A 25,356-nucleotide genomic window follows, 5' to 3' on the forward strand; every position below is an offset into this window, starting at 1 on the left:
TATGAACACAAGGTCTGCGTGCATGAACCTGTTTAACCTGCGTCGCTCACACTCAAGTCGCGATCAACTGGCGGCTGAGTCGGTGCCATCGCACACCAGCGACTCCTCGGCTCGCCATTGCCTGATGCCCAGCGTTGAACGCCCGGCGCAAGAATTTGTGCGTGGCCAGGGTTCGTGGATGTGGGACAGCAACAGCCGCGCTTACCTCGACTTCACCCAAGGTGGCGCCGTTAACAGCTTGGGCCATAGTCCGGCGGTGCTGGTTAAGGCGATGGCCGATCAAGCCCAGTCGTTGATGAACCCGGGCTCAGGTTTTTTTAATCGGCCCATGCTCAACTTGGCCGAGCGCCTGTGCCACAGCACTGGCAGCGATCAGGTGCATTTTTTGAACACCGGGGCCGAGGCCAACGAAGGCGCGATCAAGCTGGCGCGTAAGTGGGGGCAACTGCACCGTGGCGGCGCTCACCGCATTATTACCGCGAGCCGTAGCTGTCACGGCCGCAGCTTGGGTGCGATGTCAGCCTCCGGCAGCAGCACTTTTGATAATCGCTTTGAGCCGCAGCTGCCTGGCTTTATCAATGTGCCGTTCAATGACCTGCCCGCCCTTCACGCAGCGGTAGACGCACAGACCGTGGCCATCATGCTGGAGCCGGTGCAAAGCGATGCCGGTGTGATTCCTGCCACCGAGCATTACCTCAAGGGCGTCGAGCGCCTGTGCCGTGAGTTGGGCATTTTGCTGATCCTGGATGAAGTCCAGACCGGTATGGGCCGTTGCGGCACCTTGCTTGCTGAACAGAATTACGGCGTTCGTGCCGACATCATCACGTTGGGCAAAGGCTTGGGTGGCGGCGTGCCATTGGCGGCGCTGCTGGCGCGGGGCAAGGCGTGCTGCATGACGCCGGGTGAGTTGGGCGGAACCCATCACGGCAATGCGCTGATGACCGCGGCGGGTGTTGTTGTGCTCGATACGCTGCTGGAAAAAGATTTTTTGCCGCAGGTGCGCGACACGGGTCAGTACCTGCGCGAAGGCTTGGTGCGGCTGGCCAATAGTTATGCACAGGGTGAATTGCGCGGCCAAGGCTTGTTTTGGGGCCTGACGTTGTCGGATGACTCAGCTGCTGAGGTGGTTAAAGCGGCGTTGTACGAAGGGTTGCTAATCAGCGCCCCGCAACCCAACTGCTTGCGGTTTACCCCAGCGTTGTGCGTGAGCAAAGGCAGTATTGATGAGATGTTGTTGCGTCTGGCCCGGGCCTTTGCCCGCGTACGGACGGCACAATTGCACTGTCGTCGCGGGGTTGCCATCTAATCGGCCCCACAGATTTTAAAGAACCGTCTTGCGGTATAACGCATCGCCCTGTGCCATTTAGTTCGGCACGGGGCGTTTTTTTGTCTGTGGATAAAGGTCGGCTGAACCTTTTGTTGGCTCCCGGAGTCGATAAGCCGTTGGGCTCGATTGAGCCCGTAACTATTTGGGAGCTGAGCCTGTGGAACTTATTAAAATCATCTTTGCCATCCTGCTTCCTCCGCTGGGCGTATTTATGCAAGTGGGTTTAGGCGGCGCATTCTGGCTGAATATTCTGCTGACCCTGTGCGGCTACATTCCGGGGATCGTGCACGCGGTTTACATCATCGCCAAGCGTTCGAATTAACCCGCCATCTGTAGGAGCGGGCTTGTCTCGCGAGCTTTTAAAGATCAAAAGATCGCGAGGCGAGCTCGCTCCTACACGGGGTTCAGAGGTTTAGCAGCTCGCTGTAGAACAACCATTCATGCTCCAGCGCATGGGCTTGGTTGCTGGCTTTACGAAAACCGTGGCGCTCATCAGGGTAGTAATAGGCCTTGGCCGCAATGCCGTTGTCTTCAAGTGCCTTTAGCATGTCGCGGGTTTGCTGGGGCACCACCACCGCATCTTGTTCACCTTGAAAGAAGATGACCGGCACGCGGATCTGATTCGCGTGCAGTAACGGCGTGCGCGCGGCATAACGTTCGGCATCGCGCACGGGGTCACCGATCAGCCAGTCGAGGTAGTCGCCTTCGAACTTGTGCGTCGTGCGCGCCAACGCAATAGGGTCGCTCACGCCATACAGGCTGGCGCCTGCGCGGAATACATTGTGGAAGGCCAGCGCGCACAAGGTGGTGTAACCGCCCGCACTGCCGCCGCGAATGAAGGCGTTGTCGCCATCAATCAAACCTTGTGCTGCGAGGTAGCTGACGACTGCGCAGGCGTCTTCGACATCGACGTTGCCCCAGTTCAAGTGCAAGGCCTGGCGGTATTCGCGGCCATAGCCGGTGCTGCCACGGTAGTTGAGGTCGGCCACGGCAAAGCCGCGCTGCGTCCAGTACTGGATGCGCGGGTCGAGCATTGGGTAGCAGGCCGACGTCGGGCCGCCGTGTACAAACACCACCAGCGGCGGTTTGTTTGCGCCGTTCATGGCGGGGTAGAAAAAGCCATGCGCCTCGCCGTTGCCAGAGGGGTAACGCAAGGTCTGCGGGCGGCTGATGTGTTCGGCAGGCAACGGTGCCACGCCACCGGCCAGCACGCTGACCTGTTTGTCACTGCGACGGATACTGATAATCGCCGACGGGCTGATGGGTGAGGCGGCGATGCAATAGAGGTAAGCATCATCCAGTGCCAGGCAGCGAAACCGGCTGTAGTCGCCGGTGAAGTCTTCAACGCTGCCGTCAGCCGCGTGAATACCCAAGCGCCCGAAACCGGCTTCGGTCCAAGTCGCCAAGTAGCTTTGTTCGCCCAGCGGCAGCCAGGTCCGACCGCCCAGTTGCCAGGGCGCCGGGGCGTGATCGGCAGCGGCGCTTTGCGCAGGCACCAGACCTTCACCCGACTCAGCCCACGGCTGCCAGTAACCCGCTCGGTCGGTGAGGCAATACAGGCGGTTGTGTTCGTCAAAGCGTGGCTGTTGCAGCGACTCTTCACTGAGGTCTCCGGCAAGACACTGCGCGGGGTTCCACTGGCCCTCTGTTTGGCCTTCGGCAAGCATCAGGCGGGTTGACGTCCAGGGTTGATGCGGCTTGCTCCACTCGATCCAAGCTAGGCGCTGGCCATTTGGGCTGAGGGTCGGGGCGGCGTAGAAGTCGGCGCCTTCGGCCACTATCTGGCGCTGCTGTGTGGCCAGGTCAATGCTGACCAGTCGATGTTGATCGGCGTCTTGTTCGACCGCCAATATCTGGCCATCCGCACACTGCACATCGCCGTATCGGCAGGTGCCGTGGGTCAGCGCGTGCGGGGCGCTGCCATCCAGGGCATGTCGATACAGCTGTTGATCTTTCTCGTTGACGAACACCACGCCGTCATCGCTCAGGCAGAACGAGCCGCCGCCATACTCATACACCCGGCTACTGACGCTGAACTCGGCGGGCGTCAGGCAATGTGCCTGGCCATCACGCCAATGCCAGATGCGGCTGGCTCCGTCTTGCGGGCGGTATTCGTTCCAGAACAGACCTCGTGGGCCGACTCGCAATTCTGCGAAATCGATCCCGGCGGCGACGGCGAGGGCGGCGCTGAAAGGTTCAGCCTTTGGCGATGAGGCGTGAGTTTCGTTCATTTCGGAAGGCCAATTGTTCGATGGTCTGGGTGGCGTGCTCGGCTTCTTCGCGCGCCTTGAGAATCAGGTCGTGTTGCGGCGACTTACTGCACACCGGGTCCGTGTTGCTGGCGTCTCCAGTGAGCATAAAGGCCTGGCATCGACAGCCGCCGAAGTCCTTTTCTTTCTCGTCGCACGAGCGGCAAGGCTCGGGCATCCAGTCATAGCCTCGAAAACGATTGAAGCCGAACGAGTCGTACCAGATGTGCTGCATGCTGTGGTCGCGTACGTTAGGGAACTCGACCGGCATTTGTCTAGCGCCATGGCACGGCAGGGCGGTGCCGTCTGGGGTCACCGTCAGGAAGATGCTGCCCCAGCCGTTCATGCAGGCTTTCGGCCGTTCTTCGTAGTAGTCCGGGGTCACGAAAATCAGTTTGCAGGGGTGACCTTCGGCTTCAAGTTTGGCCCGGTATTCATTGGTGATGCGTTCGGCGCGCACCAGTTGCTCTTTGGTTGGCAACAGGCCGACCCGGTTGAGCTGCGCCCAGCCATAAAACTGGCAGGTCGCCAGCTCGACGAAGTCGGCCTCAAGCGCGATGCACAGTTCGATGATGCGGTCGATCTTGTCGATGTTGTGCCGATGGGTCACGAAATTCAGCACCATCGGGTAGCCGTGGGCTTTGACGGCGCGGGCCATTTCGAGCTTTTGCGCGAAGGCCTTTTTCGAGCCCGCGAGCAGGTTGTTCACTTGCTCGTCGCTGGCCTGAAAGCTGATCTGGATATGGTCCAGCCCGGCCTTTTTGAAGTCGCTGATTTTTTGCTCAGTGAGGCCGATGCCCGAGGTGATCAGGTTGGTGTAGAAACCCAGTGTGCGTGCCTCGCTAATCAGCTCGGCCAAGTCCTGGCGTACCAGCGGCTCGCCGCCTGAAAAGCCCAGTTGCGCCGCGCCCATTTCCCGCGCTTCGCGAAACACCTTGATCCACTGCTCGGTGCTTAGCTCTTTACCTTGCTGGGCAAAGTCCAGCGGGTTAGAGCAATACGGGCATTGCAGCGGGCAGCGGTAAGTCAGCTCGGCCAGCAGCCACAGCGGCAGGCCGATGTCGGGTTTTGGCGGCAGCGCCAGTGAGCGCTCAGACAAGTTCGATCCAGTGCTGTGCACGCGCGACCTCCATAAATTGCTCGATGTCTTCGCCGAGCTCGGGTACGCCAGGGAACTGCTTATCCAGTTCGCCAATGATGGCCGCGACGTCACGCTGGCTGTCGATCAGGCCGCCGATCAATGCCGCGCTGTCATTGAGTTTGATCATGCCTTCGGGGTACAGCAGCACGTGGCCTTTTTGCGCGGGCTCGTACTGGAAACGATAGCCTGGGCGCCAGGTCGGGATTTTGCTGCGATCAAAGCTCATAGGGTGATTCCTTTGTGCCAGACACGTTGGTCGGTCACGCTGTGATAAGGCGGGCGGTCCAGTTCGTAAGCCATGGTCATGGCATCGAGCATGCTCCAAAGAATGTCCAGTTTGAACTGGAGGATTTCGAGCATGCGTTGCTGGCCTGCGTAGGTGGTGTAGTGCTGCAAGGTGATCGCCAACCCGTGCTCCACATCACGGCGGGCCTGGCCCAGACGGGTGCGGAAGTATTCATAACCGGCCGGGTCGATCCACGGGTAATGCTGTGGCCAGCTGTCGAGGCGCGACTGGTGGATTTGCGGCGCGAACATCTCGGTCAATGAGCTGCTGGCGGCTTCTTCCCAACTGGCGCGACGGGCGAAGTTGACGTAGGCGTCGACCGCAAAGCGCACGCCAGGCAGGACCAGTTCTTGGGAGCGCAGTTGGTCCGGGTCCAGGCCGACTGCTTGGCCCAGACGCAGCCAGGCTTCGATACCACCGTCTTCACCGGGGGCGCCGTCGTGGTCGAGCAAGCGCTGGATCCACTCGCGTCGAACTTCACGGTCTGGGCAATTGGCCAGAATGGCGGCGTCTTTGAGTGGGATGTTCACCTGATAATAGAAGCGGTTCGCGACCCAGCCCTGAATCTGCTCGCGGGTCGCACGGCCTTCATACATCGCCACCTGATACGGGTGATAGATGTGGTAATACGCGCCTTTGGCCCGCAGCGTGGCTTCGAACTCGGCGGTGGAGAGAGGGGCTTGGGTCATGGTGCCTCCAGAAGAGTACGTTTTTGTAGTCGCTGCCGCAGGCTGCGATAAGGGGCGTAGCCCCTTCGTAACAGCAGGGCCGCTGCGCAGCCCTTCGCAGCCTGCGGCAGCGACTACAGAGTCTTGTGGGTTACAACTCGATGCTCATGCCATCAAAGGCCACTTCAACACCCCGGCGAGCCAGTTCGGCGCGCTCGGCGGAGTCTTCATCGAGGATCGGGTTGGTGTTGTTTATGTGGATCAGCACTTTGCGCTGTTCGGGCAATTGCTCTAGCACTTCGAGCATGCCGCCGGGGCCGTTTTGCGCCAGATGGCCCATTTCACGCCCAGTGCGGGTGCCAACGCCACGGCGCTGCATTTCGTCGTCGTCCCACATCGTGCCGTCCACCAGCAGGCAATCGCTGCCTGCCATGATCTCGAGTAACGGCGCGTCGACCTTGCCCAGGCCTGGGGCGTAGAACAGTTTGCCGCCGGTGCGCAGGTCTTCGACGATCAGGCCAATGTTGTCGCCTGGGTGCGGGTCGAAGCGATGCGGGGAGTAGGGCGGGGCAGCGCTGCGCAAGGGCAGCGGGCTGAAGCGCAGGTTAGGGCAGGCCGCAATCGTGAACGAGCCTTCAAGTTCGATGCGGTGCCAGTTCAGGCCGCCGTTCCAGTGCTTGAGCATGTTGAACAGCGGGAAGCCGGTGCTCAGGTCTTCGTGGACCATGTCGGTGCACCACACATCGTGCGGGCAGCCTTCGCGCAGGCTCAGCAGGCCAGTGGTGTGGTCGATCTGGCTGTCCATCAAGATGATGGCGCTGATCCCGGTGTCACGCAGGGCGCGGCCTGGTTGCATCGGGGCAAAGCTTTGGAGCTGTGCACGAATGTCGGGCGAGGTGTTGCACAGCACCCAGTTCACGCCATCGTCAGAGATCGCAATCGAGGATTGGGTGCGTGCCTTGGCGTTCAGACTGCCATCACGAAAACCCGCGCAGTTGACGCAGTTACAGTTCCACTGTGGGAAACCACCGCCAGCGGCGGAACCTAAAATCTGGACAAACATGGCGTGTTCTCTTGTAAATCTTCAAATAAAAACGCCCCGGCGAGCCGAGGCGTTGGGTTGCGCTGCTCAACTCTTGTTCACCAAGAGCCGGGGCAGATCAACGGCTTGCGAAGTACATGGTCACTTCAAAGCCAATACGCAGGTCGGTGTAAGCAGGTTTAGTCCACGACATAGGGTGTCTCCTTCAGCGGGTGGGTGGGGGTATCTCTTGATTAGTCCAACTCCCGAAAGAGTTGTTCCGATGCTTAGGGCGCTATGTTACTAAAATTGTCTGCTGATGAACGCTCAATGTAGGAGAAAGCTCATTACGAGGCTGGTAAAAATCAGCTTTCCCTGAGAAAAAACGTTTCAGTTTCTGGCTGGGTGGCGACACATAGCCAAGCGCAGTTTGGCTGAGCAATGTGCTGGGCCGCTTTGAGTGTAGTCCGTTGATCCAGCCTCATAAGCGCGCCGTAGAGGCCTTTCAAGTAGTCCGACGGGTGGCCACCTAATTTAGCGTGCCACAACAGTTCGCTGGCCTGTGACCCGCTTAGGGTCTCGGGTGAGAATTGCTGTGCCAAGGCGGCACGGGCCTGAATGAAGGATGTTTCATCCAGCGCGTTAATTTGAGTAGGCAAATCGGCGAGGAAGGTTCGGATGTGCTCGAAGATTTCGGCACATGAGGCGTGAGGCGATTGCACGCCTAACAGCAGGCCGACTTGCCCGTTGAGTTGGCGCAGACCACTGAACACCGCGTAACCCAGTTGCTGTTCAACACGCAGTTGTTGGTAGAAAGGTGTGTGCGTGAGGTGGGCGAGCAGGCGCCAGGCTGCATCGGCCTCCAGATCGCCTATGGGGGCCGGACAAAACACCAACAAAGCGTGTTCGCTGGAGTCGCACGCTTCGGTGATCCAGCGTCGTTGGGCTGGGTGTTCGAGCGTCGGCAAGCTCGCATCCGGGGTGCCGGGGGCTTTGCTCAATGCAGCGCTAATCAAAGGCTGTGTAGCCGCGGGCAGACCGACGGCCAAGCCGTCCCAACGTGCCGAGGCCCAACATTGCGCCACGTCGCTGATGACCGAGTCGGTGGCCTGCAGGCTGGCATCGGGTAGCCGTTTAAGCAATTGGCGGATTGGCATTAACGGCGTTGCAGGCGGCGGGCTGAGCGTGTCAACCGTGGGCGCACTCAGCGCTCGCAGCGCGTGTTCCAGAATGGCGGGCAGCGGCATATGAAAGCCGTGGAGTTTCAACAGCCAGTCATTGCCCCCAGCACTGAACGACAGTTCAACCCCGGCTTGGCGGGCATCGTGTTGCAGAGGGCGTAAACGCGCCTCCAACGCTGACAATAGAGTGTTCGTCGGGGTGGCCGCTAAACGCCAGCGCAGGTAAACCGTGGCCTCGCCGTCGAGCGTGGGCAGTTCTGCGCTAAAACTCATGGCCGACGATCCGTCGCGACGGCTGCGCAGGCGGTCTTGCGCAAAGGTTCGTAGGCCGCGGTGAGCGCTGGTCTGGCCGCGAATCAGTCCGGCATTGGCGGGCTCTTTTGGCGTAGCCAGAAACGGGTTGGGTGCAGGCAGTTGCCACGCGTGGCGGGCTGACGGCTGCGTGGCAGGCAGCATACGTTGCAATAGCACCTTGAGCGCGTCTACGGCTTTCTCTGACAAGTCGGGTGCGCGTTGCTCAGCGTCACGGCGGGCCAGTTGCAGTGCGCTGCCGACCTCTTGCTGACGCTGTTGCAGTAACTGGTATTCACGGCGCTGGGCAGGCCAGTCTTGTTGAGCGCTGAAAAACGCCAGCCAGTCGTAAACAGTGTCGAAGATCTGCGCCGCGTGGTGGGCGATGTTATGCGGTGCGCTGAATTCGAAGTGCAGCAGGGCCTGGTCGTTGAACTGATACAGCACCTCAGCCTTAAGCCTGCTGCACAGTTGTTGCTCGCGCAGTTGTGCGATGAGTCCGCCGGGCTTGTCGGCATTGATCCAATGACACAGGAAGTCCAGGGCCGCGTCTGACGCCTCTGGCAATTGCTCGAAGGGGAACACCAGGTTCAGGCATTGCCCGGTGAGCAGTTGGTACGCCTTTTCATTGCTTGGCATCAGCGCGGGTGGGCGAGCTTGGGCGCACGTCAGGTTTGTCGTCCATTGATCGGTGTGACGCTCGGCGAGTGCGCGAAGCGTGTCTTCGGGCATGGGCCCGACGAGGCTCAGGCTCATGTTCGACGCGTGATAGAACTGCTGGTAGAAGTCCCGTAGCGCTTGCTGAAAGGCTGGGCGCGGGATCGGCAAGCTGTAGCGATTGCCCGCATGGAAAGCCCTGAGCGGGTGTGTCGGGTTCAGTGGCTGGAGCAGACTCAGTTGGCGCTGTGCCGAAGGCTCGCGGGCCCACGCAATAAACTCTGCGTGCAGCACTTCGCGTTCGCGCAATTGGTCGTCTAGATTCATACGCGGGTGGGCGAGCATGTCGCACAGCCGCTCCACGCCACCTTCAAAGGCGGCGGGCGGCAGTTCAAAAAAGAAGTCGGTGTGGCGTTCACTGGTACGGGCGTTTATTTGGCCGCCGTGACGTTGCACGTAGGCCATCACGTTATCGTCAGCCGCAAAGCGTTCAGTGCCGAGAAACAGCAGGTGTTCCACAAAATGTGCCAGGCCGGGCCAGGCCGCCGGAACATCATGGCTGCCCGCGTGAACCCGTAAAAAAGCCGCGCAGCGCTTGAGGCGCGGCTCATGGCGCAGTGAAAGGGTAAGACCGCTATCGAGGGTCAAACGTTGGGCGAGAGGGTGATTCAGCGCAGGCATGGGCATTTCCGGAACAGAGATGCCCACATGCTAGCGGATTACGGGCAATTAGCGCTTGGTCAGTGCGTTGTAAAGCTCCGGACGGCGGTCTGCGAGGTAGACGTTTCCGGCTTTGGCATCCTGCAACTGTTGGCGGTCGAGGGTGGCGCTGATTAGGGCTTCTTCCTGTTTGGCCAATGCGACTTGCAGGCCGTTGGGCGCGGCGATGCTGCTTTGGCCACAGTACTGGATGCTGCCTTCATGCCCACAATAGTTGGCGTAGGCCACATAGCACTGGTTTTCGAAAGCCCGGCAACGCACGGTGACATCGGCGATAAAGTCGTAGGGCGTCATATTGGCGGTCGGTACGACGATCAGCTCAGCCCCGGCCAACGCTAAGCGGCGGGTGTTTTCTGGGAACTCAAGGTCGTAGCAAATCAATATCCCGAGTTTCCAGCCATTGAGTTCGAACACCGGGAACGCGTCAGGTCCGGCGCTGAACATGCCGCGATCCAATTCGCCAAACAGATGGGTTTTGCGGTAGTTGCACAGGCTTTTTCCGTGGCTGTCGATGACCTGCACGCTGTTGTAAATATGCCCGCCAGCATCGCGTTCGGGGTAGCCATAGGCAATCGCCATGCCGGTGGCTTTCGCCAGCTCGGCGATTTGCTGTGCGGCAGCGCCATCGCGGGTCTGGGCCAGCTCGGCCACGGCCTGGGCACCAATGTTGTAGCCAGTCAGAAACATCTCGGGCAGCACCAGCAAATCAACGTTTTGGGACTGCGAGGCGATGGTTTTTAAGCGTTGCAGATTGCCTGCTACGTCCAGCGGCAAAGGGTGGCATTGGTAAAGGGCGACGCGCATGGAGCTCTCCTGTTGTGCACCATCCTCGTAGGAGCGAGCGTGCTCGCGATCTTTTGATCGTTTTAAAGGTCGCGAGCAAGCGCTTATACGGGTCTATGACGTGGGGTCAATCTGGCAACGCGATCGGCCCGATCTCGTTGAATACATCGCCGGGGCCGGGGTTTTCGGCGTGGGTGCTGCCGCCGAAGTGGGTCATGATGCCCCACACCGCATTCAATGACGTTTGCACCGCGCCTTCGACCCAAGCTGGGGTCCACGATACATCATCGCCGGCAATGAAAATGCCGCGCTGCTCGCCGGGTATGTCTTGCTGCATGAAATGCGCGTACATGCGCTGGTTATAGCGATAGTGGCCCGGCAAAGCGCCTTTGAAGGCACCCAAGAAGTGCGGGTCAGCTTCCCACGACACGGTGATCGGATCGCCGATGATACGGCTGGCGATATCGACCTTTGGGTAGATCTTTTTCAGCGAGTCCAGCGCCAGTTTCACGCGCTTTTCCACCGGGTGCGGGAGCATTTTCAGCGCATCGCTCATCCACGAGTACGACAGGCAAATCACCCCCGGTTTGTCGTCGCCGTTATCGAACAGGTACGTGCCACGGGTCAGGCGGTCGGTGAGGGTCATGCTCATCAGGTCGCGGCCGGTTTCGGGGTCTTTGTCTTTCCAAAACGGGCGATCGACCATGACGAAGGTTTTCGAGGACTGCATGTACCGCGTGCGGTCCAGCGCCATCCACAGTTTTTGTGAGAAGAGTGACTCTTCGCATTCGATTTGCGTGGTCAGCAGCCAGCTTTGGCAGGTGACCAAAACCGCCTCGTGAATGCGGGTCACGCCGAGGTTATCGGTGACCGAAAAGAGCCCGTCTGCTGAGCGCGAAATGGCTTTGACCCCGGTGCGCGGTGCGCCACGGTGCAGCGAGCGCAGGCTGGTGCCCTCGGGCCAATGGGCGCAGCGCTCAGGTGCGTGACGCCAGATGCCCAGCGGCACTTGCTCAACGCCGCCGACCACCAGGTGCTGGTGGTCGTCGCAGTTGGTCATCACCACACGGAAAATTTCGAGCATGGAGTTCGGGAAGTCCGAGTCCCAGCCGCCCGTACCAAACCCGACCTGACCAAACACTTCGCGGTGCTGAAAAGACAGTTTGGCAAAGGCTTTAGACGTGGCGACAAAGTCGTAGAAGGTGCGGTCATCCCACAGCGGAATCAGTGTATTCCATAGCTCTTTAAGGCGCGGGACGTCACGGTCCCGGATAGCTTGCTGAATATCGCCAAAGCGCGAACCTTCTTCCAGCGCGTCGGCCCAAGCGTCGGCAACTTCCTGGAACAGTTCAGGCAAATCTGCCAGCTTTTGTGCGTAGAAGGTCTGGCCTTCAAGGTCGATCACTGTGCTGCCAGACGCGGGGGTCAGCGGGTTGGGAAACGGTTTGGTTTCGAGTCCCAGCTTATCGACGTAATGGTAAAACGCCGTTGAAGACACCGGAAAACGCATGCCGCCCAACTCGGCAATCACCCCTTCGCTGCCCTCAAACGCTTGCGAGCGCAGGCGTCCGCCCATCTTTGACGCTTCATACACCACCGGCTTGAGGCCCAGCTTCATCAACTCGTAGGCGGCCACCATGCCCGCCATCCCGGCGCCAACAATCGCCACTTCTGCCCCCAGCTTGTCTGCCGGAATACTGCCCAGGCCTGCGGGGTGTTCGATCCAGTCATCAAACGCAAACGGAAAATCGGGGCCGAAAATAGTGATCGGTTTTTTGCCGTCGACAGGGTGGCGATTATTCTTGTTCATGGCTGACCTTACTGGGCGACTCGCGTTACACGTGAGTATAGGAAAAGACAGCCGCCAGTTTAGAGCGCGTGGAACACGTAATTAAGACGCAAAATGTCGTCGTTATGACCTTGTTTTAGTCGATGTGACGAAGTGGATAGTCAATTTGACGTGGTGGAGTGGCGTTATGGCTTAACCACGATCCACTTTGCTGCTGAGGATGATCGACGTGGTGGTCTTCTCAACCCCCTCGACACTGCCGATCTGATCGAGTAATTGATCCAGTTGCTCAGGCGATTCACTGCGCAGCCAGGCCACGTAATCGAACTCACCGCTGACCGCGCACAACTGCTGTACTTGCGCCATATTGCTCAAGCGTCGAACCACCTCCTTACCGGAGCGTGGCTGCACGGTAATCCCGACATACGCCTGCAAACCGCCATCAATCAGGCGCTGACTCAGACGCACGCCATAACCGGTAATGACCTGGGTTTTTTCCAGCCGCGCCAGGCGCGACGTCACCGTGGTCCGGGCAATGCCCAATTCACGTGCCAGCATGGCCACACTTGCGCGGGCATTAAGCTGCAAGGCCGCGATTAATTGGCGGTCGATTTCATCCAGTGCAGGCGTGCGGGTATCGGGCAAGAGAGGCTCCCAAGGTGTGAGCGTGACGGGCGGTTATCGTACAGGGCTGAGCGGGCATTAACAGAGACATAGCATCAGGCGCTCCCTTTTAAAATCCGCGGTCATGGGGTAGGTATGGATAACTGTTCGATATTTTTAAACGATCAAAAGATCGCGAGGCACGTTCGTTTGTATAGGAGCAGAGTTGGTTTCAAACGCCAGAAACACAAAAGCCGCGCAATGCGCGGCTTTGAGTTTGGTGGGCCCAGTAGGACTCGAACCTACGACCAAGGGATTATGAGTCCCCTGCTCTAACCAACTGAGCTATAGGCCCTCAGTAGGCCGCGGATTATAACGATGGTTTCGCGCGAGTGCTATCCGAAAAATCCTAAATAGAGGTACGAAGAAATGTCTCTGCGAATTCTGTCGCACTTAATGGCACGCTGATGAGGTAGCCCTGGATTTGCTCGCAGCCCTCTGCTGCCAGAAATGTTTGTTGCGCCTGGGTTTCGACGCCCTCGGCGATGATGCTGAATTGCATGCTGCGCCCCAGTGCGATGATGGCGCGCACGATAGCGGCGTCGTGGGGGTCGTCGGGTAGGCCGCGGATGAATGACTTGTCGATTTTTAGCGTGTCCAGCGGTAGGCGCTTGAGGTAGCTGAGGGAGGAGTAGCCGGTGCCGAAGTCGTCGATGGCCAGTTGCACTCCCAGGTGTTTGAGCTGATGCAGGGCTTCGAGCGCTTCTTCGGTCTGGCTCATGATGGAGTTTTCAGTGATCTCCAGTTGTAAGCAGCCGGGTTTGAGGTCGTATGTTCTAAGCAGTTGCTGGATACGACCAAGCAATTTTGGCTGATGCAGTTGTGCCCCGGCGAGGTTGACTGAGACGGGACCAAAGGGCTCGTAGGTTTGGTTCCAGAGGTGCATCTGTTGGCACGCGTGCTCAAGTACCCAGTCACCAATGGGGATGATCATGCCGTTTTCTTCGGCCAATACAATGAAGCGGTCGGGCGAGATTTCTCCCAATGTGGGGTGGTGCCAGCGAATGAGCGCTTCGGCACCGATCAGTTGCAGGTCGTGCAGGCTGATTTTGGGTTGGTAGAACAATGACAGTTGGCCGCGCTCCAGTGCTCTGCGCAGTTCTTGTTCCAGGACCACGCGAACGCTGGCCTGGGCGCTCAGGTCGTGGGTGTAGCGTTCAACGCGGTTGCGGCCTTTGAGTTTGGAGCGGTACATCGCCGCGTCGGCATTTTTGACCAGTGTGGCTACGTCTGCGCCATCTTCCGGGTAGACGCTGATGCCGATGCTGGCGCTGATGAACAGTTCGTACTCTCCGGCGCTGAATGGGGCGTTGAAGCAGGCCAGCAGTTTGTCTGCGATCAGTTCTGCGTCGTCAGGCTGTTTGAGGCCTGGCAGCAGGATGATGAATTCATCGCCGCCAAGGCGGGCAACAGTGTCGATGTCACGCAGGTGTTTTTTAAGGCGTGCGGCAATGCCTTTGAGTAGCAGGTCGCCGACGGGGTGGCCGAGGCTGTCATTGATGTTTTTGAAGCGGTCGAGGTCCAGAAACAGGACGGCGCCCCTTTTGCCGTCGCGCTCTTGGTCAATGAGGACTTGCTGCAAACGGTTGTCGAACAGAAGCCGGTTGGGCAGGTTGGTCAGCGGGTCATGGTGGGCCTGGTGGTCTAGGCGGGCCTGGGCGCGTTTGATGCTGGAGATGTCGGCAAACACGGCGACATAGTGGGTCACGTGTTTATCGCTATTGTGTACGGCGCTGATGGTCATCCAGCAGGGGTAGTTTTCGCCTTTTTTGCGTTTGTTGCAGATTTCGCCTTGCCAGTGGCCATCTTGTGAAAGCTGGTGCCACATGGCGGTATAGAAGGCGCTGTCGTGTTGGCCGGAAGCCAGAATACGCGGCGTTTTGCCCAGTGCTTCGCTTTCGCAGTAGCCGGTGATCTCAGTGAAGGCACGATTAACTGCGGTGATTTTTTGCTCTGGGTCGGTGAAGAGGATGCCTTCGGCTGTGCTTTCAAACACGGTGGCTGTTTGCAGCAGTTTTTCCTGCATTTGATGGCGTTCGGTGATGTCGCGGGCGATGGTCAGCATGCAGTGTTCGCTGCCAATCATCAGTGGGCTGCTGGATATTTCACACAGCCGGATATGCCCGTCCTTGCGCCGTATATGGCAAGTGTAATCGCGCACAAAGCCATCTTTTTCCAGTAGCCCCACCAGCCCTTTGCGTTGCTCTGGATCGACCCACAGTTGCAGGTCCAGGGTTGAGCGATACAGGGATTCGGCGCTGTTAAAGCCGCTGAGGCGGGTGAAACCTTCGTTCACTTCGATCAGTAGGCCGTCGCTTTGTCTGGTCAGTAACAAGCCATCGGGCGAGGCGTGGAAGGCTTTGGCGAACTTTTCTTCGGAGAGTCGCAAGGCTTCTTCGGTTTTTTTGGTTTCGCTGATGTTGATCATCAGGCCGCGCAGCACGGTGTGTTGGTGCTGGCTGGTAAGGCTGACAATGTCTCGTATCCACAGGGTCTTGCCGCCATTGGCGAGGACTCGGTAGTCAACGCTGTAGTTGTGCTCGGCGCTGATTTGCGTATCGCAGTAAGCCTTGATTCTGGCCAGTTCGTCCGGGTGCACAATGCTGTCCCAAAAGCCCGGTCTTAACCAGTCGCTCATGGGGTAGCCGAGCAGGGCTTCGGCTTGTGGCGACACGTAGGTATAGGTGTAGGTGTTGTCGTTGAGCCGGGCTTCCCAAGCAATGGCTGATAGATTTTCGATCAAGCCTCTGTAGTGATATTCGCTGCTGCGCAGTGCTTGTTCGAGATCCACCCGCCGGGAGATTTCGGAGCTCAGGCGTCTATTGATGCGTATGAGCACGGCCATAATGGCGATCAGCAGCACGATGGCTGGGAGCACATAGAGCAGTAGAGTGCGCAAAAGGGGGCGGTAGTCGCTGGTGCTGCCAATCCAGCGCTCTTGTATGGCCTGGGTTTCACTGGGGGTCATGTCGGCCAGCACTTTGTCGAGCAGTGCAAGCAGCGTGGTTTCGCTTTTAGGCACCGCCATTGCCATTTGGTAGCGGTAAGGCGTTTCGCCGCTGACGTAGAGACCGTCGAGCTTGAGTTGGCGCAGGCTCCACACGCTGGAGGCCAGGTCGCCGACCATCGCATCCACCTCATCGGTGGCCAGTGCTTGAAGCGCGGAGCTGACGTTGGGTAACGCGACGATGTTCAGGTCGGGATGCTGAGCACGCAGCAGTTCATGGGGGGCGTAGTTTTCCACGACGGCAATTTTGAGGCCGTAGAGGTCATTAAGATTTTTGGGGCTAGCGCCACCCTTGTGGGCCAAGATGACAATCGGGAAATCGAGATATGGGCGTGTAAAGCCTAAGGTCTTTTGCCGCTCGGGGGTCGACATAACGCTGGGCAGCCAGTCGATTTGGCTGTCATTGGTTAATTTTAGTACGGCGCTCCAGGTATACGGTTCCTCCAATTTTACGGTGACCCCAAGACGCTCTTTGATTAGCTTTACATAATCTGCGGTCAGCCCGGTGTAGACGCCTTGCTCGTCACGGAACTCAAAAGGCGGCCACGTGGTGTCCACTCCAAGGCGCAGTTCCGGGTGGTTTTTAAGCCATTGCTGTTCTTCGTCGGTAAACGTCAGGGCTGCGACCGCTGAGTTCCAGGCAAGAAGCGATAGAGACAGAAGTACCAGCAGACGTGACATGCGCTTCTCGTTTTACGCTTGAGTAAGACGAGTGTAGCCGGGCTCTGGGGTGGAAGAGACAGTGGGGAGGTAGATTGTGATGGCTGTAAAGCAAAACCCCCGGCAGGGCCGGGGGTTTTGGGATCACTCGTCGAGGAAGGAGCGTAAATGCTCGCTTCTCGTCGGGTGGCGCAGCTTGCGCAACGCTTTGGCTTCGATCTGACGAATCCGCTCACGGGTAACGTCGAACTGCTTACCAACCTCCTCAAGGGTGTGGTCGGTATTCATGTCGATACCGAAGCGCATGCGCAGTACTTTGGCTTCGCGTGCCGTGAGGCCGCCCAGTACGTCGCGTGTCGCTTCTTTAAGGCTCTCAACGGTGGCGACATCGATTGGCGACTGCATAGTCGAGTCTTCGATGAAGTCGCCCAGGTGGGAGTCTTCGTCATCACCGATCGGGGTTTCCATGGAGATCGGCTCTTTAGCGATCTTCAATACCTTACGGATTTTGTCCTCAGGCATTTCCATGCGTTCGCCCAGCTCTTCCGGGGTCGGTTCACGGCCCATTTCCTGCAACATCTGGCGGGAAATACGGTTGAGCTTGTTAATCGTCTCGATCATGTGCACCGGAATACGGATGGTGCGGGCCTGGTCGGCGATCGAGCGAGTGATCGCCTGACGGATCCACCAGGTGGCATAAGTCGAGAATTTGTAGCCGCGGCGGTATTCAAACTTGTCTACCGCTTTCATCAAGCCGATGTTGCCTTCCTGGATCAGGTCGAGGAACTGCAAGCCACGGTTGGTGTACTTCTTGGCGATGGAGATCACCAGACGCAAGTTGGCTTCAACCATTTCTTTCTTCGCGCGGCGGGCCTTGGCCTCACCGATCGACATACGACGGTTGATGTCCTTGATCTCGGCAATCTTCAAGCCGGTTTCTGCTTCTAGAGCAGACAGCTTTTGCTGGCAACGGATGATGTCCGGTTGCAGGCGACCAATGGCTTCAGCGTATTTGCTTTTGCCTTTGGCCAGCGCGTCGCTCCAGCTTTCGTCGACTTCGTTGCCCGGGAACAGGCGCAGGAAGTCGGTACGCGGCATGCGTGCATCACGTACACACAGCTGCATGATGGCGCGCTCTTGTGCACGCAAACGCTCTAGGGCGCTGCGAACACGCTCAACCAAGCCTTCGAATTGCTTCGGGACCAGTTTGATTGGCATGAACAGTTCGGCCAGTGCAACCAGTTCGGCAATTGCTTGCTTGCTGTCACGACCGTGCTTTTTCAGTGCCTTGCGAGCGACTTCCATCTGATCGGAGACGGCACCGAAGCGCTGTGCTGCGATGATCGGATCCGGGCCACTTTCGACTTCTTCCTCGTCTTCAGTAGCGGTTTCGGCTTCGTCATCATCGCTGTCGTCGTCAGCTTTGACAGCTTTCGGGTCGACAGGCGGCGGCACTTCGGCGGCAGGTGGCGCAATGCCGTCGTCTGGGTCGATATAACCGCTCAGAACGTCGGACAGGCGACCACCTTCGGTGGTGACGCGAGTGTACTCGGAGAGAATATGGTCAACCGTGCCAGGGAAGTGCGCGATTGCGCCCATCACTTCACGGATGCCCTCTTCGATACGTTTGGCGATTTCGATTTCGCCTTCACGTGTCAGCAGTTCTACCGTACCCATTTCACGCATATACATGCGCACAGGGTCAGTAGTACGACCAATATCGGTTTCTACTGCCGCCAACGCTGCGGCTGCTTCTTCAGCAGCTGCTTCGTCGGTGTCAGCATCGGCCAACATAAGGGCGTCCGCATCCGGAGCACTCTCGTGTACGGGGATCCCCATGTCATTAATCATGCGGATGATGTCTTCCACTTGCTCCGGATCTGAAATATCTTCGGGCAGGTGGTCGTTGACCTCTGCGTAAGTCAGATATTTCTGCTCACGACCGAGGGTGATCAACTCTTTGATACGAGACTGTTGTTGCGCTTTTCCGGACATAACACCCTATCCACTGAAGGTCTTGGCGGGCAAAAAACAAGCCGAGGATTATACCTTAGCTATGACCTCACGCGCCAGTTGAGGTCGGGTTTGATGCTGGATTATTGCGACTCAAGAGGTCGCGTAACTCATTTTTCTCCTCGGTACTAAGCTCGCCTTGACGTGCTTTTCGAAGAAGTTGTTCTAGATTTCGTTCACGTTGACGCGCTGATAGGCTAGTTATGGTGTCGAAAAATTGTTGTTCAAGGTTGTCGGCATCAATTAGCCACTCCTTTTCCAGCAGTCTTTGCAACAGGCGGCCCTGTTCTGTGCCATGCCAGCGTGACAGCAGCTGTATAGAGCTTAGCTTAGGATTTTTCTGTACGGCCTCGACCAGAGCAATCAGTAGCTGATTGTTGGTCTGATCTTCTGCCGCAAAGTGCCCGGCGTCTTCCACTTTTTTTGCCAGTTGCGGGTGATGCAGCAACGTGCGCAAGGCTGTCAGCGTGGGGGGCTCAACGCCGACCGGAATCCAAGCCTGCTCCCGCTCGCCGCCTCGTTTACCTTTTTTGTCCCACGGTTTGTTTTCCCATTTTTTGCCGCCAGCGCCGGGCTTTTTCGGTGTCCATTCCTGTTGGGGGATGTACATCTCCGGTTGCTGAAAATCGCTATAGTCAGGCATTGCATCGTAATCAATGCCGGGGTCGTAAGTGGGTTGTGCTTGGGGCTTGGCAGGCGCATTTTGCGCCAGTTGGCTAACGGTTTCGCTGCTTAGGCCGGTAATTTCGGTCAGTCTCTGGCGCATCAGAATGCGCAGATTGGCACCCGGGACTTTGTCGATTAGCGGTGCCGCCAGCGTGGCCATGTGGGCCTTGCCTTCCAATGAGCGCGGGTCGGCTTCTTCGATCAGTTGCTGGAAGAAGTAATCGGCCAGCGGCTGTGCGTGCTGGTTGATGCGAGCCTTGAAAGCGTCTGTGCCTTCGGATCGCACCAATGTGTCCGGGTCTTCGCCTTCGGGCAAAAACAGGAAGCGTGCGCGACGTCCGTCCTGTAGGCAGGGAAGCGTTGCCTCAAGGGCGCGCCATGCGGCATTACGGCCAGCCTGGTCACCGTCAAAACAGAATAAAACGCTAGGCACCACGCGAAACAAGCGTTTCATGTGCTCTTCGCTGGTCGCGGTGCCCAGTGTGGCGACGGCGTTGCGCAGGCCTTGCTGGGCCAGCGCGATCACGTCCATATAACCTTCCACCACGATGATTTCGTCGAGGCTGCGGTTGAACTTGCGCGCCTCGAACAGCCCGTACAGTTCCTGGCCCTTGTGGAACACCGGCGTTTCCGGGGAGTTCAGGTACTTGGGTTTGTCGTCGCCCAGCACCCGGCCACCGAAAGCAATGATGCGGCCCCTGCTGTCGCGGATCGGGAACATGACGCGGTCGCGGAAGCGGTCGTAACGTTTGCCGGTCTCGGCGTTTTCGACCAGCAGTCCGGCGTCAATCATGGCTTTTTGCTGCAGGGTGTCGCTGCTCAGGTGTTTGTACAGGTTGTCCCAGCCTGGTGGGGCGAAGCCCAAGCCAAAGTCGCGGGCGATTTCACCGGTCAGGCCGCGGCCTTTGAGGTATTCGACGGCGGCTTTTCGCGAGGGATGGCTCTTGAGTGCTTGCCGGTAAAAGTCGGCTGCAGCTGTGAGCAGTGGGTAGAGCGGTGAGTCGGTCGGTTGCCGGGGTTTGTGCTGACGGCCGCTTTCTTCTCGGGGAATTTCCATGCCGGCGGCTTTCGCCAGCTCTTCGACGGCCTGGGGGAAATCCAGGTTGTCATGGTCCATGATGAAGCCGAGGGCGTTGCCGCCAGCGCCGCAGCCAAAGCAGTAATAAAACTGTTTGTCGGGGCTGACACTAAAAGACGGCGTTTTTTCTTTGTGGAACGGGCAGCAGGCCGTGTAGTTCTTGCCCGCTTTTTTCATTTGCACGCGCGAACTGACGACATCGACGATATCGGTACGGTTCAGAAGGTCGTCAATAAAGCTCTGGGGGATTAACCCGGCCATGGCGTTCTCGTCATCACGGTGCAGAAATTATCCCAGTTGAGGGGCTTGGTCATGATGGCGTGCACGGGCGTGCGCTGCTCGATCGTGTGACGTCTGCTCAATCATTTCTGGAGAAGTGTATCTGTCGAATCTGATCTGACTAGCGTTCTAATCAGTACGAATGTGTTCGATAGGTGTTGCGCTCTGAGTCCGGATTGACCTGAGGTGGGTCTCGGATAGCTCATAAGCCGGTACAGGAGAAGTACCTTGGGCTGATCGTCTTTGGGAGAATCAGAAATGTGTGCTCGTCGGTAGCCTTGTTAGGCTCGTCAGTAAAGACGTGCACCGCTGGCTGAAAGCCAGGTCTGACGTGGTATTGCGCTTGTCGCGGTCGCATCTGCGGCCTTGACGGTAAAGCGTGTAACTTGCTGCAACTGCCTACGGCCCGGCTTTAGGCCGGGCTTGGCAGAAGCTTGCAACGAACGTCTGTGTATTAGTACAGACGAACGGCGCGGCGCTGCTCGCGCTGAACTTTCTTCGCGTGACGCTTAACAGCTGCTGCTGCTTTGCGCTTACGCTCAGAAGTCGGCTTCTCGTAAAATTCGCGGCTGCGAACTTCAGCCAGTACACCGGCTTTTTCGCAGGAGCGCTTGAAACGACGCAGAGCTACGTCGAAGGGTTCGTTCTCTTTTACTTTGACGGCTGGCATCCAGAGCTACCTTCATTCATTACCGGGGTCAACGTCTCAAGGCAAAATCGCGTTGGAAGACGTCGGTTTTTAAGGGTTGCGGATGTTAACCCCTCATCGCTCGGAATGCAAAGCCTCTGATCGAAAACCGCTGGCCGGGGGCGGGAGTGGCGACTATTATGCGCGCCTTCGAATTTAGCCTCTACAAGGCGTAAACCCATGCTAGTACTGGGATTAGAAACCTCCTGCGACGAAACCGGCGTCGCGCTATACGACAGTGAACGCGGGCTCTTGGCCGATGCGCTGTTCAGTCAGATCGACCTGCATCGTGCCTATGGTGGTGTGGTTCCGGAGCTGGCTTCCAGGGATCACGTCAAGCGCATGCTGCCCTTGATTCGTCAGGTGTTGGCTGAAGCCGACTGCGTGCCCACAGAAATTGACGCGATTGCCTACACGGCGGGTCCTGGACTGGTTGGAGCCCTTCTGGTTGGGGCTTCTTGCGCCCAAGCGCTGGCATTTGCGTGGGGCATTCCAGCCCTTGGCGTGCACCACATGGAAGGCCATTTGTTGGCGCCGATGCTGGAAGAGCAGCCACCTGAGTTTCCGTTCGTCGCTTTGTTGGTGTCGGGTGGTCATACGCAACTGGTTCGTGTGGATGGCATCGGTGAGTACGAGTTGTTGGGCGAGTCGCTCGATGATGCGGCCGGCGAAGCCTTCGACAAGACCGCGAAGATGATGGGGCTCAATTATCCGGGCGGTCCTGAGATCGCACGATTGGCGGCTCAGGGCGTTGCAGGGCGCTTTGTGTTCCCGCGGCCAATGACTGACCGCCCAGGGCTGGAATTCAGCTTCAGCGGTCTTAAGACCTCGGCTCTGAACACCTGGCAGCGCTGTGTGGCGGCAGGTGACGATAGCGAGCAAGCACGCTGCGACATTTCGCTGGCGTTTCAACAAGCGGTCGTTGAGACGCTGACCATCAAATGCAAGCGCGCGCTCAAGCATACGGGCATGAACCGCCTGGTGATCGCAGGCGGGGTGAGTGCCAATAAGGCGCTGCGTGAGTCTCTTGAGAAAATGCTTGGCGATATGAAGGGGCAGGTGTACTACGCTCGGCCGGAATTCTGCACTGACAATGGCGCGATGATTGCGTTTGCCGGTTGCCAGCGTTTATTGGCGGGTCAGCATGAAAGCCTGGCAATCAGCGTGCAGGCGCGTTGGCCGATGGAGCAGTTGAAGCCGTTGTAAGTGGTGGGCGGACAAAACGTGGGCCTTTTTCATTCGAGCAATTCAGAAATGCCGTTCGCGCCCGGCCATCAGGTCGCGTAAATTGCTGCGGTGTCGCCAGACGATGAGCATCGTCAAGGCGCTCATGGGCAGCAGTGCGGCGGGTTCTTGCCAGGCCAACAATGGCAGGGTGAGGGGGGCGGCAACTAGCGCTGCCAGTGAGCTGGTGCGGCTGACCTGAAAGGTCAGCAGCCATGCGGCAACGGCTAGCAGTGCGGCGGGTGGGTAAAGCCCCAGTAACATGCCGGCAGCAGTGGCAACACCCTTGCCACCGCGAAAGCGAAAGTACAGCGGATACATATGCCCGACAACGGCGCAGGCGCCAATCCAAGCTTGTTCCTGGAGCGAGCAGCCAAGTTGATAGGCCAGTAATACGGGTAAAAGCCCTTTGCACAGATCGCCGAGCAAGGTCAGGATGGCGAGCTTTTTACCGGCTAGGCGCAACATGTTGGTTGCGCCAGCATTGCCTGAGCCACTCATTCGCGGGTCGGGATTTCCCGTCAGGCGGCTGAGCAAAATAGCGAAGGACATAGAACCAAGCAGGTAGGCGAGGATCGCCAGTAACCAAAACATGCTAACTATTCCGGGCAAGGACGCCCTGATTCTAACGGCGCATTGCGCCCTTGTCGTGCTGCGGAGAAGAGTGCTTGGACAGAGTGTTTATCGAAGGCTTGGAAGTCGACACCGTTATTGGTGCTTATGACTGGGAGCGCGGCATCCGTCAGTGTCTGCGACTTGATCTGAGTTTTGCGTGGGACAACCGCCCGGCTGCTGCCGGAGACGACCTGACACTGGCTTTGGACTATGCGAGCGTGTCATCACGCATTCAGGCATTTGCCGATGAAGCTCAATTCCAGCTGGTCGAAACGTTTGCTGAGCGTTTGGCGCACGTGCTGATGAGTGAATTCAATATTCCGTGGTTGCACCTCAAATTGACCAAGCCCGGCGCCGTTGCGGCGGCCACAGGGGTGGGCGTGGAGATTGAGCGCGGATGCCGCTAACAGAGGTTTATCTCGGGCTTGGCAGCAATGTCGAGCGTGAGCGGCATTTGTGTGCCGGGCTGGATGCGCTTGCGGGCTTTTTAGAGGGCATGACGTGTTCGGCCGTGTTTGAAAGTCAGCCGGTGGGCATAAAAAGCGGGCCTTTCTTCAATCTAGTGGTTGCGGCCCAAATCGATTTGCCACTGATGGAATTAAGCCGACGTTTGAAGCTGATTGAAGCGGATAGCGGGCGTTATGCACCGGATCGCAAAGGGCTGCCGTTGGATATCGACGTGTTGTTTTACGGCGATCTGGTAGGCGACTTTGAGTTCCTGACCTTGCCGCGAGCAGAAATTCTCAAGAATGCTTTTGTGCTATGGCCGTTGTCTTTGATGGCGCCAGACAAGGTGCATCCGGGCGTGGGTAAAACCCTTGCCCAGATGTGGGCTGATGCGCAAATAGACCAAGTGTTGGCGCCGGTTGCGTTTGAGTGGCGAGGCGTTCAGTTGACGCCCCCCGAGATGCTTGAGCGCTCGGTCTAAGGGCGCGTGCAGAACCCTGTAGCAGTTGACGAGCCTGCGAGGCTACGTCCGATTGCGCGGCGATCGTAAACGCCAAATGCAAGGTTTTACTGTCGCCCCGCAGTGTTAGATTTTACGACTGCTGCGTAGCCGGACGTAGCCTCGTAGGCTCGGCAACTGCTACGAAATCGGCTTGTATAGATCCTCAAGTCAGCGCCTGGCCGCGTCTTTGTAGGCTTGCAGTGCCTTGAGCCGTTCGCGCTTAAGGGCTTCGCCTAGCTCCGGGCCTTTGAAGCCTTGCGCAAGCAGTGGTTGAACCGCCACCGCTTGCGCTGCCAATGCTGCGCCTCGCAAGTAGTCGGCCTGTGGATAGGGCCGATTTTCCAGCCCCAAGCGTCCTTTGGCGTCCATCTCGCACGCGGCTACAAATTCTTCAAAACGCTGCGGTCGACGGTACACGTCAAAACGTTGCAGCAGCTCCAGTAATGTCGACGCCTTGAGTTCCAGGGCGCGATGACCGTGGGTGTGATACTCGCCCACCAGCAGCGCCAGCTCTTGGCAGTCTCTCGGTACCTTGTAACGCTCATTGACCGCTTTGATCAGGCGTAGCCCTTTGTGTTCGTGGGCAATGTGCCTTGGCCACTCGCTCTCGGGTGTCAGCCCTTTGCCCAGATCGTGTAGCAGGCAGGCCCAGCGCACGGTCAGGGGTTGGCCATGCAAAGCCGCTTGCTCAAGCACACTCAGTGTATGCAGGCCGCTGTCGATTTCAGGGTGGTGAGCGGGAGGCTGAGGCACGCCAAACAGTGCGTTCACTTCGGGCATCAGCACTTCGAGTGCATCACAACTGCGCAGCACTTCAATGAAGACCTGTGGGTTGTCTTCCATCAGTGCGCGGGAGATTTCTTTCCAGCAGCGCTCCGGGGTCAGAGCCTGCAACTCGCCAGAGGTGGACAGTTGGCGCATGAGTTCCAGGGTCTCAGGTGCGATGCTGAAACTCAGCCCGGCATAGCGTGCAGCGAATCGGGCAACACGCAGAACGCGTAAAGGATCTTCGGCGAATGCGGGCGAAACGTGGCGCAAAATGCGTGCGTCAAGGTCTTGTTTCCCGTGGTACGGGTCGGTCAAGTTACCTGAGTCGTCTTCGGCCATTGCATTGATGGTCAGGTCGCGACGAATCAGGTCTTCTTCAAGGGTGACGTCGGGGCTTGCATGGAAGATGAAGCCGCCGTATCCGTGGCCACTTTTTCGCTCGGTGCGGGCGAGTGCATATTCTTCACCCGTTTTTGGGTGAAGAAAAACCGGGAAATCCGAACCCACCGGGCGATACCCCAGGGCGAGCATCTGCTCGGCGGTAGCGCCCACCACGACCCGGTCGATGTCGGTGACGGGTATGCCCAGCAAGCGGTCGCGTACTGCGCCGCCTACTTGATAGATCTTCATAAA

Annotated in this window: 21 protein-coding genes and 1 tRNA gene; 5 read left to right on the plus strand and 17 right to left on the minus strand. The window is 58.2% G+C overall.

From position 1 onward, the window contains the following. Positions 1 to 22 precede the first annotated feature (22 nt). On the plus strand, positions 23 to 1,306 hold the full coding sequence (locus B347_RS0111265) for an aspartate aminotransferase family protein (RefSeq protein WP_019409825.1): 1,284 nt from the start codon (positions 23 to 25) through the stop codon (positions 1,304 to 1,306). A 178-nt stretch (positions 1,307 to 1,484) separates the two neighbouring features. After that, positions 1,485 to 1,649 carry a YqaE/Pmp3 family membrane protein gene (locus tag B347_RS25900; RefSeq protein ID WP_019409826.1) on the plus strand — a complete coding sequence of 55 codons (165 nt, stop codon included), beginning with the start codon at positions 1,485 to 1,487 and terminating at the stop codon, positions 1,647 to 1,649. Positions 1,650 to 1,731: 82 nt separating this feature from the next. Here B347_RS25900 and B347_RS0111275 read toward each other — a convergent pair whose 3' ends face one another. From B347_RS0111275 to rpsU, 15 genes are all read right to left on the minus strand, one after another. Then, positions 1,732 to 3,558, minus strand: a complete 1,827-nt coding sequence (locus B347_RS0111275; protein ID WP_019409827.1) for a S9 family peptidase — start codon at positions 3,556 to 3,558, stop codon at positions 1,732 to 1,734. Continuing rightward, a complete protein-coding gene (pqqE, locus tag B347_RS0111280) occupies positions 3,524 to 4,696 on the minus strand; it encodes a pyrroloquinoline quinone biosynthesis protein PqqE (protein WP_026014119.1) in 1,173 nt (390 codons plus the stop codon). The genes B347_RS0111275 and pqqE overlap by 35 nt, the downstream gene beginning before the upstream one ends. After that, entirely contained in the window at positions 4,668 to 4,943 is a 276-nt protein-coding gene (gene pqqD, locus B347_RS0111285) for a pyrroloquinoline quinone biosynthesis peptide chaperone PqqD (protein ID WP_019409829.1), read from the minus strand. Before pqqD ends, pqqE begins: the two co-directional genes overlap by 29 nt. Continuing rightward, complete coding sequence (gene pqqC, locus B347_RS0111290; RefSeq protein WP_019409830.1) at positions 4,940 to 5,692, minus strand: pyrroloquinoline-quinone synthase PqqC; 753 nt, start codon at positions 5,690 to 5,692, stop codon at positions 4,940 to 4,942. Before pqqC ends, pqqD begins: the two co-directional genes overlap by 4 nt. A gap of 130 nt (positions 5,693 to 5,822) precedes the next feature. Next, positions 5,823 to 6,734 (minus strand): pyrroloquinoline quinone biosynthesis protein PqqB, encoded by a 912-nt coding sequence (gene pqqB / locus B347_RS0111295; protein WP_019409831.1) that lies wholly within the window; start codon positions 6,732 to 6,734, stop codon positions 5,823 to 5,825. Between the two features lie 97 nt (positions 6,735 to 6,831). After that, positions 6,832 to 6,906 (minus strand): pyrroloquinoline quinone precursor peptide PqqA, encoded by a 75-nt coding sequence (pqqA, locus tag B347_RS25905; protein ID WP_003422658.1) that lies wholly within the window; start codon positions 6,904 to 6,906, stop codon positions 6,832 to 6,834. 151 nt (positions 6,907 to 7,057) lie between these two features. Next, positions 7,058 to 9,502: a pyrroloquinoline quinone biosynthesis protein PqqF gene (gene pqqF, locus B347_RS0111300; RefSeq protein WP_019409832.1), complete on the minus strand. Its 2,445-nt coding sequence runs from the start codon at positions 9,500 to 9,502 to the stop codon at positions 7,058 to 7,060. A 48-nt stretch (positions 9,503 to 9,550) separates the two neighbouring features. After that, the gene (locus B347_RS0111305; protein WP_019409833.1) at positions 9,551 to 10,345 is read right to left on the minus strand and encodes a carbon-nitrogen hydrolase family protein; all 795 of its coding nucleotides are present in this window, start codon (positions 10,343 to 10,345) and stop codon (positions 9,551 to 9,553) included. Between the two features lie 106 nt (positions 10,346 to 10,451). After that, a complete protein-coding gene (locus tag B347_RS0111310) occupies positions 10,452 to 12,134 on the minus strand; it encodes a flavin monoamine oxidase family protein (protein WP_019409834.1) in 1,683 nt (560 codons plus the stop codon). A gap of 171 nt (positions 12,135 to 12,305) precedes the next feature. After that, positions 12,306 to 12,758 (minus strand): Lrp/AsnC family transcriptional regulator, encoded by a 453-nt coding sequence (locus B347_RS0111315; protein ID WP_019409835.1) that lies wholly within the window; start codon positions 12,756 to 12,758, stop codon positions 12,306 to 12,308. A gap of 236 nt (positions 12,759 to 12,994) precedes the next feature. Then, positions 12,995 to 13,071 (minus strand) — tRNA-Ile (locus B347_RS0111320). 54 nt (positions 13,072 to 13,125) lie between these two features. Continuing rightward, positions 13,126 to 16,464, minus strand: a complete 3,339-nt coding sequence (locus tag B347_RS0111325) for a bifunctional diguanylate cyclase/phosphodiesterase (protein WP_019409836.1) — start codon at positions 16,462 to 16,464, stop codon at positions 13,126 to 13,128. Between the two features lie 123 nt (positions 16,465 to 16,587). Then, positions 16,588 to 18,438 carry an RNA polymerase sigma factor RpoD gene (rpoD, locus tag B347_RS0111330; RefSeq protein ID WP_019409837.1) on the minus strand — a complete coding sequence of 617 codons (1,851 nt, stop codon included), beginning with the start codon at positions 18,436 to 18,438 and terminating at the stop codon, positions 16,588 to 16,590. Positions 18,439 to 18,505: 67 nt separating this feature from the next. Then, a complete protein-coding gene (gene dnaG, locus B347_RS0111335) occupies positions 18,506 to 20,461 on the minus strand; it encodes a DNA primase (RefSeq protein WP_019409838.1) in 1,956 nt (651 codons plus the stop codon). A 472-nt stretch (positions 20,462 to 20,933) separates the two neighbouring features. After that, positions 20,934 to 21,149: a 30S ribosomal protein S21 gene (gene rpsU, locus B347_RS0111340; RefSeq protein ID WP_002551877.1), complete on the minus strand. Its 216-nt coding sequence runs from the start codon at positions 21,147 to 21,149 to the stop codon at positions 20,934 to 20,936. A gap of 198 nt (positions 21,150 to 21,347) precedes the next feature. On the opposite strand from rpsU, the gene tsaD reads away from it, so the two are divergent. Further along, a complete protein-coding gene (tsaD, locus tag B347_RS0111345) occupies positions 21,348 to 22,373 on the plus strand; it encodes a tRNA (adenosine(37)-N6)-threonylcarbamoyltransferase complex transferase subunit TsaD (RefSeq protein ID WP_019409839.1) in 1,026 nt (341 codons plus the stop codon). 42 nt (positions 22,374 to 22,415) lie between these two features. On the opposite strand, the gene plsY is transcribed toward tsaD, so the two are convergent. Then, positions 22,416 to 22,985 carry a glycerol-3-phosphate 1-O-acyltransferase PlsY gene (gene plsY, locus B347_RS0111350; RefSeq protein ID WP_019409840.1) on the minus strand — a complete coding sequence of 190 codons (570 nt, stop codon included), beginning with the start codon at positions 22,983 to 22,985 and terminating at the stop codon, positions 22,416 to 22,418. Between the two features lie 74 nt (positions 22,986 to 23,059). Here plsY and folB point away from each other — a divergent pair, with 74 nt between their 5' ends. Together folB and folK are read left to right on the plus strand one after the other, a co-directional pair. Continuing rightward, positions 23,060 to 23,413, plus strand: coding sequence for a dihydroneopterin aldolase (gene folB / locus B347_RS0111355; protein WP_026014120.1), 354 nt, complete (start codon positions 23,060 to 23,062; stop codon positions 23,411 to 23,413). After that, positions 23,404 to 23,934: a 2-amino-4-hydroxy-6-hydroxymethyldihydropteridine diphosphokinase gene (gene folK, locus B347_RS0111360; RefSeq protein WP_019409842.1), complete on the plus strand. Its 531-nt coding sequence runs from the start codon at positions 23,404 to 23,406 to the stop codon at positions 23,932 to 23,934. The genes folB and folK overlap by 10 nt, the downstream gene beginning before the upstream one ends. A 189-nt stretch (positions 23,935 to 24,123) precedes the next feature. Here folK and B347_RS0111365 read toward each other — a convergent pair whose 3' ends face one another. Further along, positions 24,124 to 25,353 (minus strand): multifunctional CCA addition/repair protein, encoded by a 1,230-nt coding sequence (locus B347_RS0111365; protein WP_019409843.1) that lies wholly within the window; start codon positions 25,351 to 25,353, stop codon positions 24,124 to 24,126. Positions 25,354 to 25,356: the final 3 nt, after the last annotated feature.

This window comes from Pseudomonas psychrophila HA-4 (genome assembly GCF_000282975.1).
Taxonomy (GTDB): Bacteria; Pseudomonadota; Gammaproteobacteria; order Pseudomonadales; family Pseudomonadaceae; genus Aquipseudomonas; species Aquipseudomonas psychrophila_A.

Coding starts and splice junctions, on each gene's coding strand:
- B347_RS0111265 (WP_019409825.1), top strand. CDS start 23: ATGAACCTGTTTAACCTGCGTCGCTCACACTCAAGTCGCGATCAACTG.
- B347_RS0111275 (WP_019409827.1), bottom strand. CDS start 3,558: ATGAACGAAACTCACGCCTCATCGCCAAAGGCTGAACCTTTCAGCGCC.
- pqqD (WP_019409829.1), bottom strand. CDS start 4,943: ATGAGCTTTGATCGCAGCAAAATCCCGACCTGGCGCCCAGGCTATCGT.
- pqqC (WP_019409830.1), bottom strand. CDS start 5,692: ATGACCCAAGCCCCTCTCTCCACCGCCGAGTTCGAAGCCACGCTGCGG.
- pqqB (WP_019409831.1), bottom strand. CDS start 6,734: ATGTTTGTCCAGATTTTAGGTTCCGCCGCTGGCGGTGGTTTCCCACAG.
- pqqF (WP_019409832.1), bottom strand. CDS start 9,502: ATGCCTGCGCTGAATCACCCTCTCGCCCAACGTTTGACCCTCGATAGC.
- B347_RS0111305 (WP_019409833.1), bottom strand. CDS start 10,345: ATGCGCGTCGCCCTTTACCAATGCCACCCTTTGCCGCTGGACGTAGCA.
- B347_RS0111310 (WP_019409834.1), bottom strand. CDS start 12,134: ATGAACAAGAATAATCGCCACCCTGTCGACGGCAAAAAACCGATCACT.
- B347_RS0111325 (WP_019409836.1), bottom strand. CDS start 16,464: ATGTCACGTCTGCTGGTACTTCTGTCTCTATCGCTTCTTGCCTGGAAC.
- rpoD (WP_019409837.1), bottom strand. CDS start 18,438: ATGTCCGGAAAAGCGCAACAACAGTCTCGTATCAAAGAGTTGATCACC.
- dnaG (WP_019409838.1), bottom strand. CDS start 20,461: ATGGCCGGGTTAATCCCCCAGAGCTTTATTGACGACCTTCTGAACCGT.
- rpsU (WP_002551877.1), bottom strand. CDS start 21,149: ATGCCAGCCGTCAAAGTAAAAGAGAACGAACCCTTCGACGTAGCTCTG.
- tsaD (WP_019409839.1), top strand. CDS start 21,348: ATGCTAGTACTGGGATTAGAAACCTCCTGCGACGAAACCGGCGTCGCG.
- plsY (WP_019409840.1), bottom strand. CDS start 22,985: ATGTTTTGGTTACTGGCGATCCTCGCCTACCTGCTTGGTTCTATGTCC.
- folK (WP_019409842.1), top strand. CDS start 23,404: ATGCCGCTAACAGAGGTTTATCTCGGGCTTGGCAGCAATGTCGAGCGT.
- B347_RS0111365 (WP_019409843.1), bottom strand. CDS start 25,353: ATGAAGATCTATCAAGTAGGCGGCGCAGTACGCGACCGCTTGCTGGGC.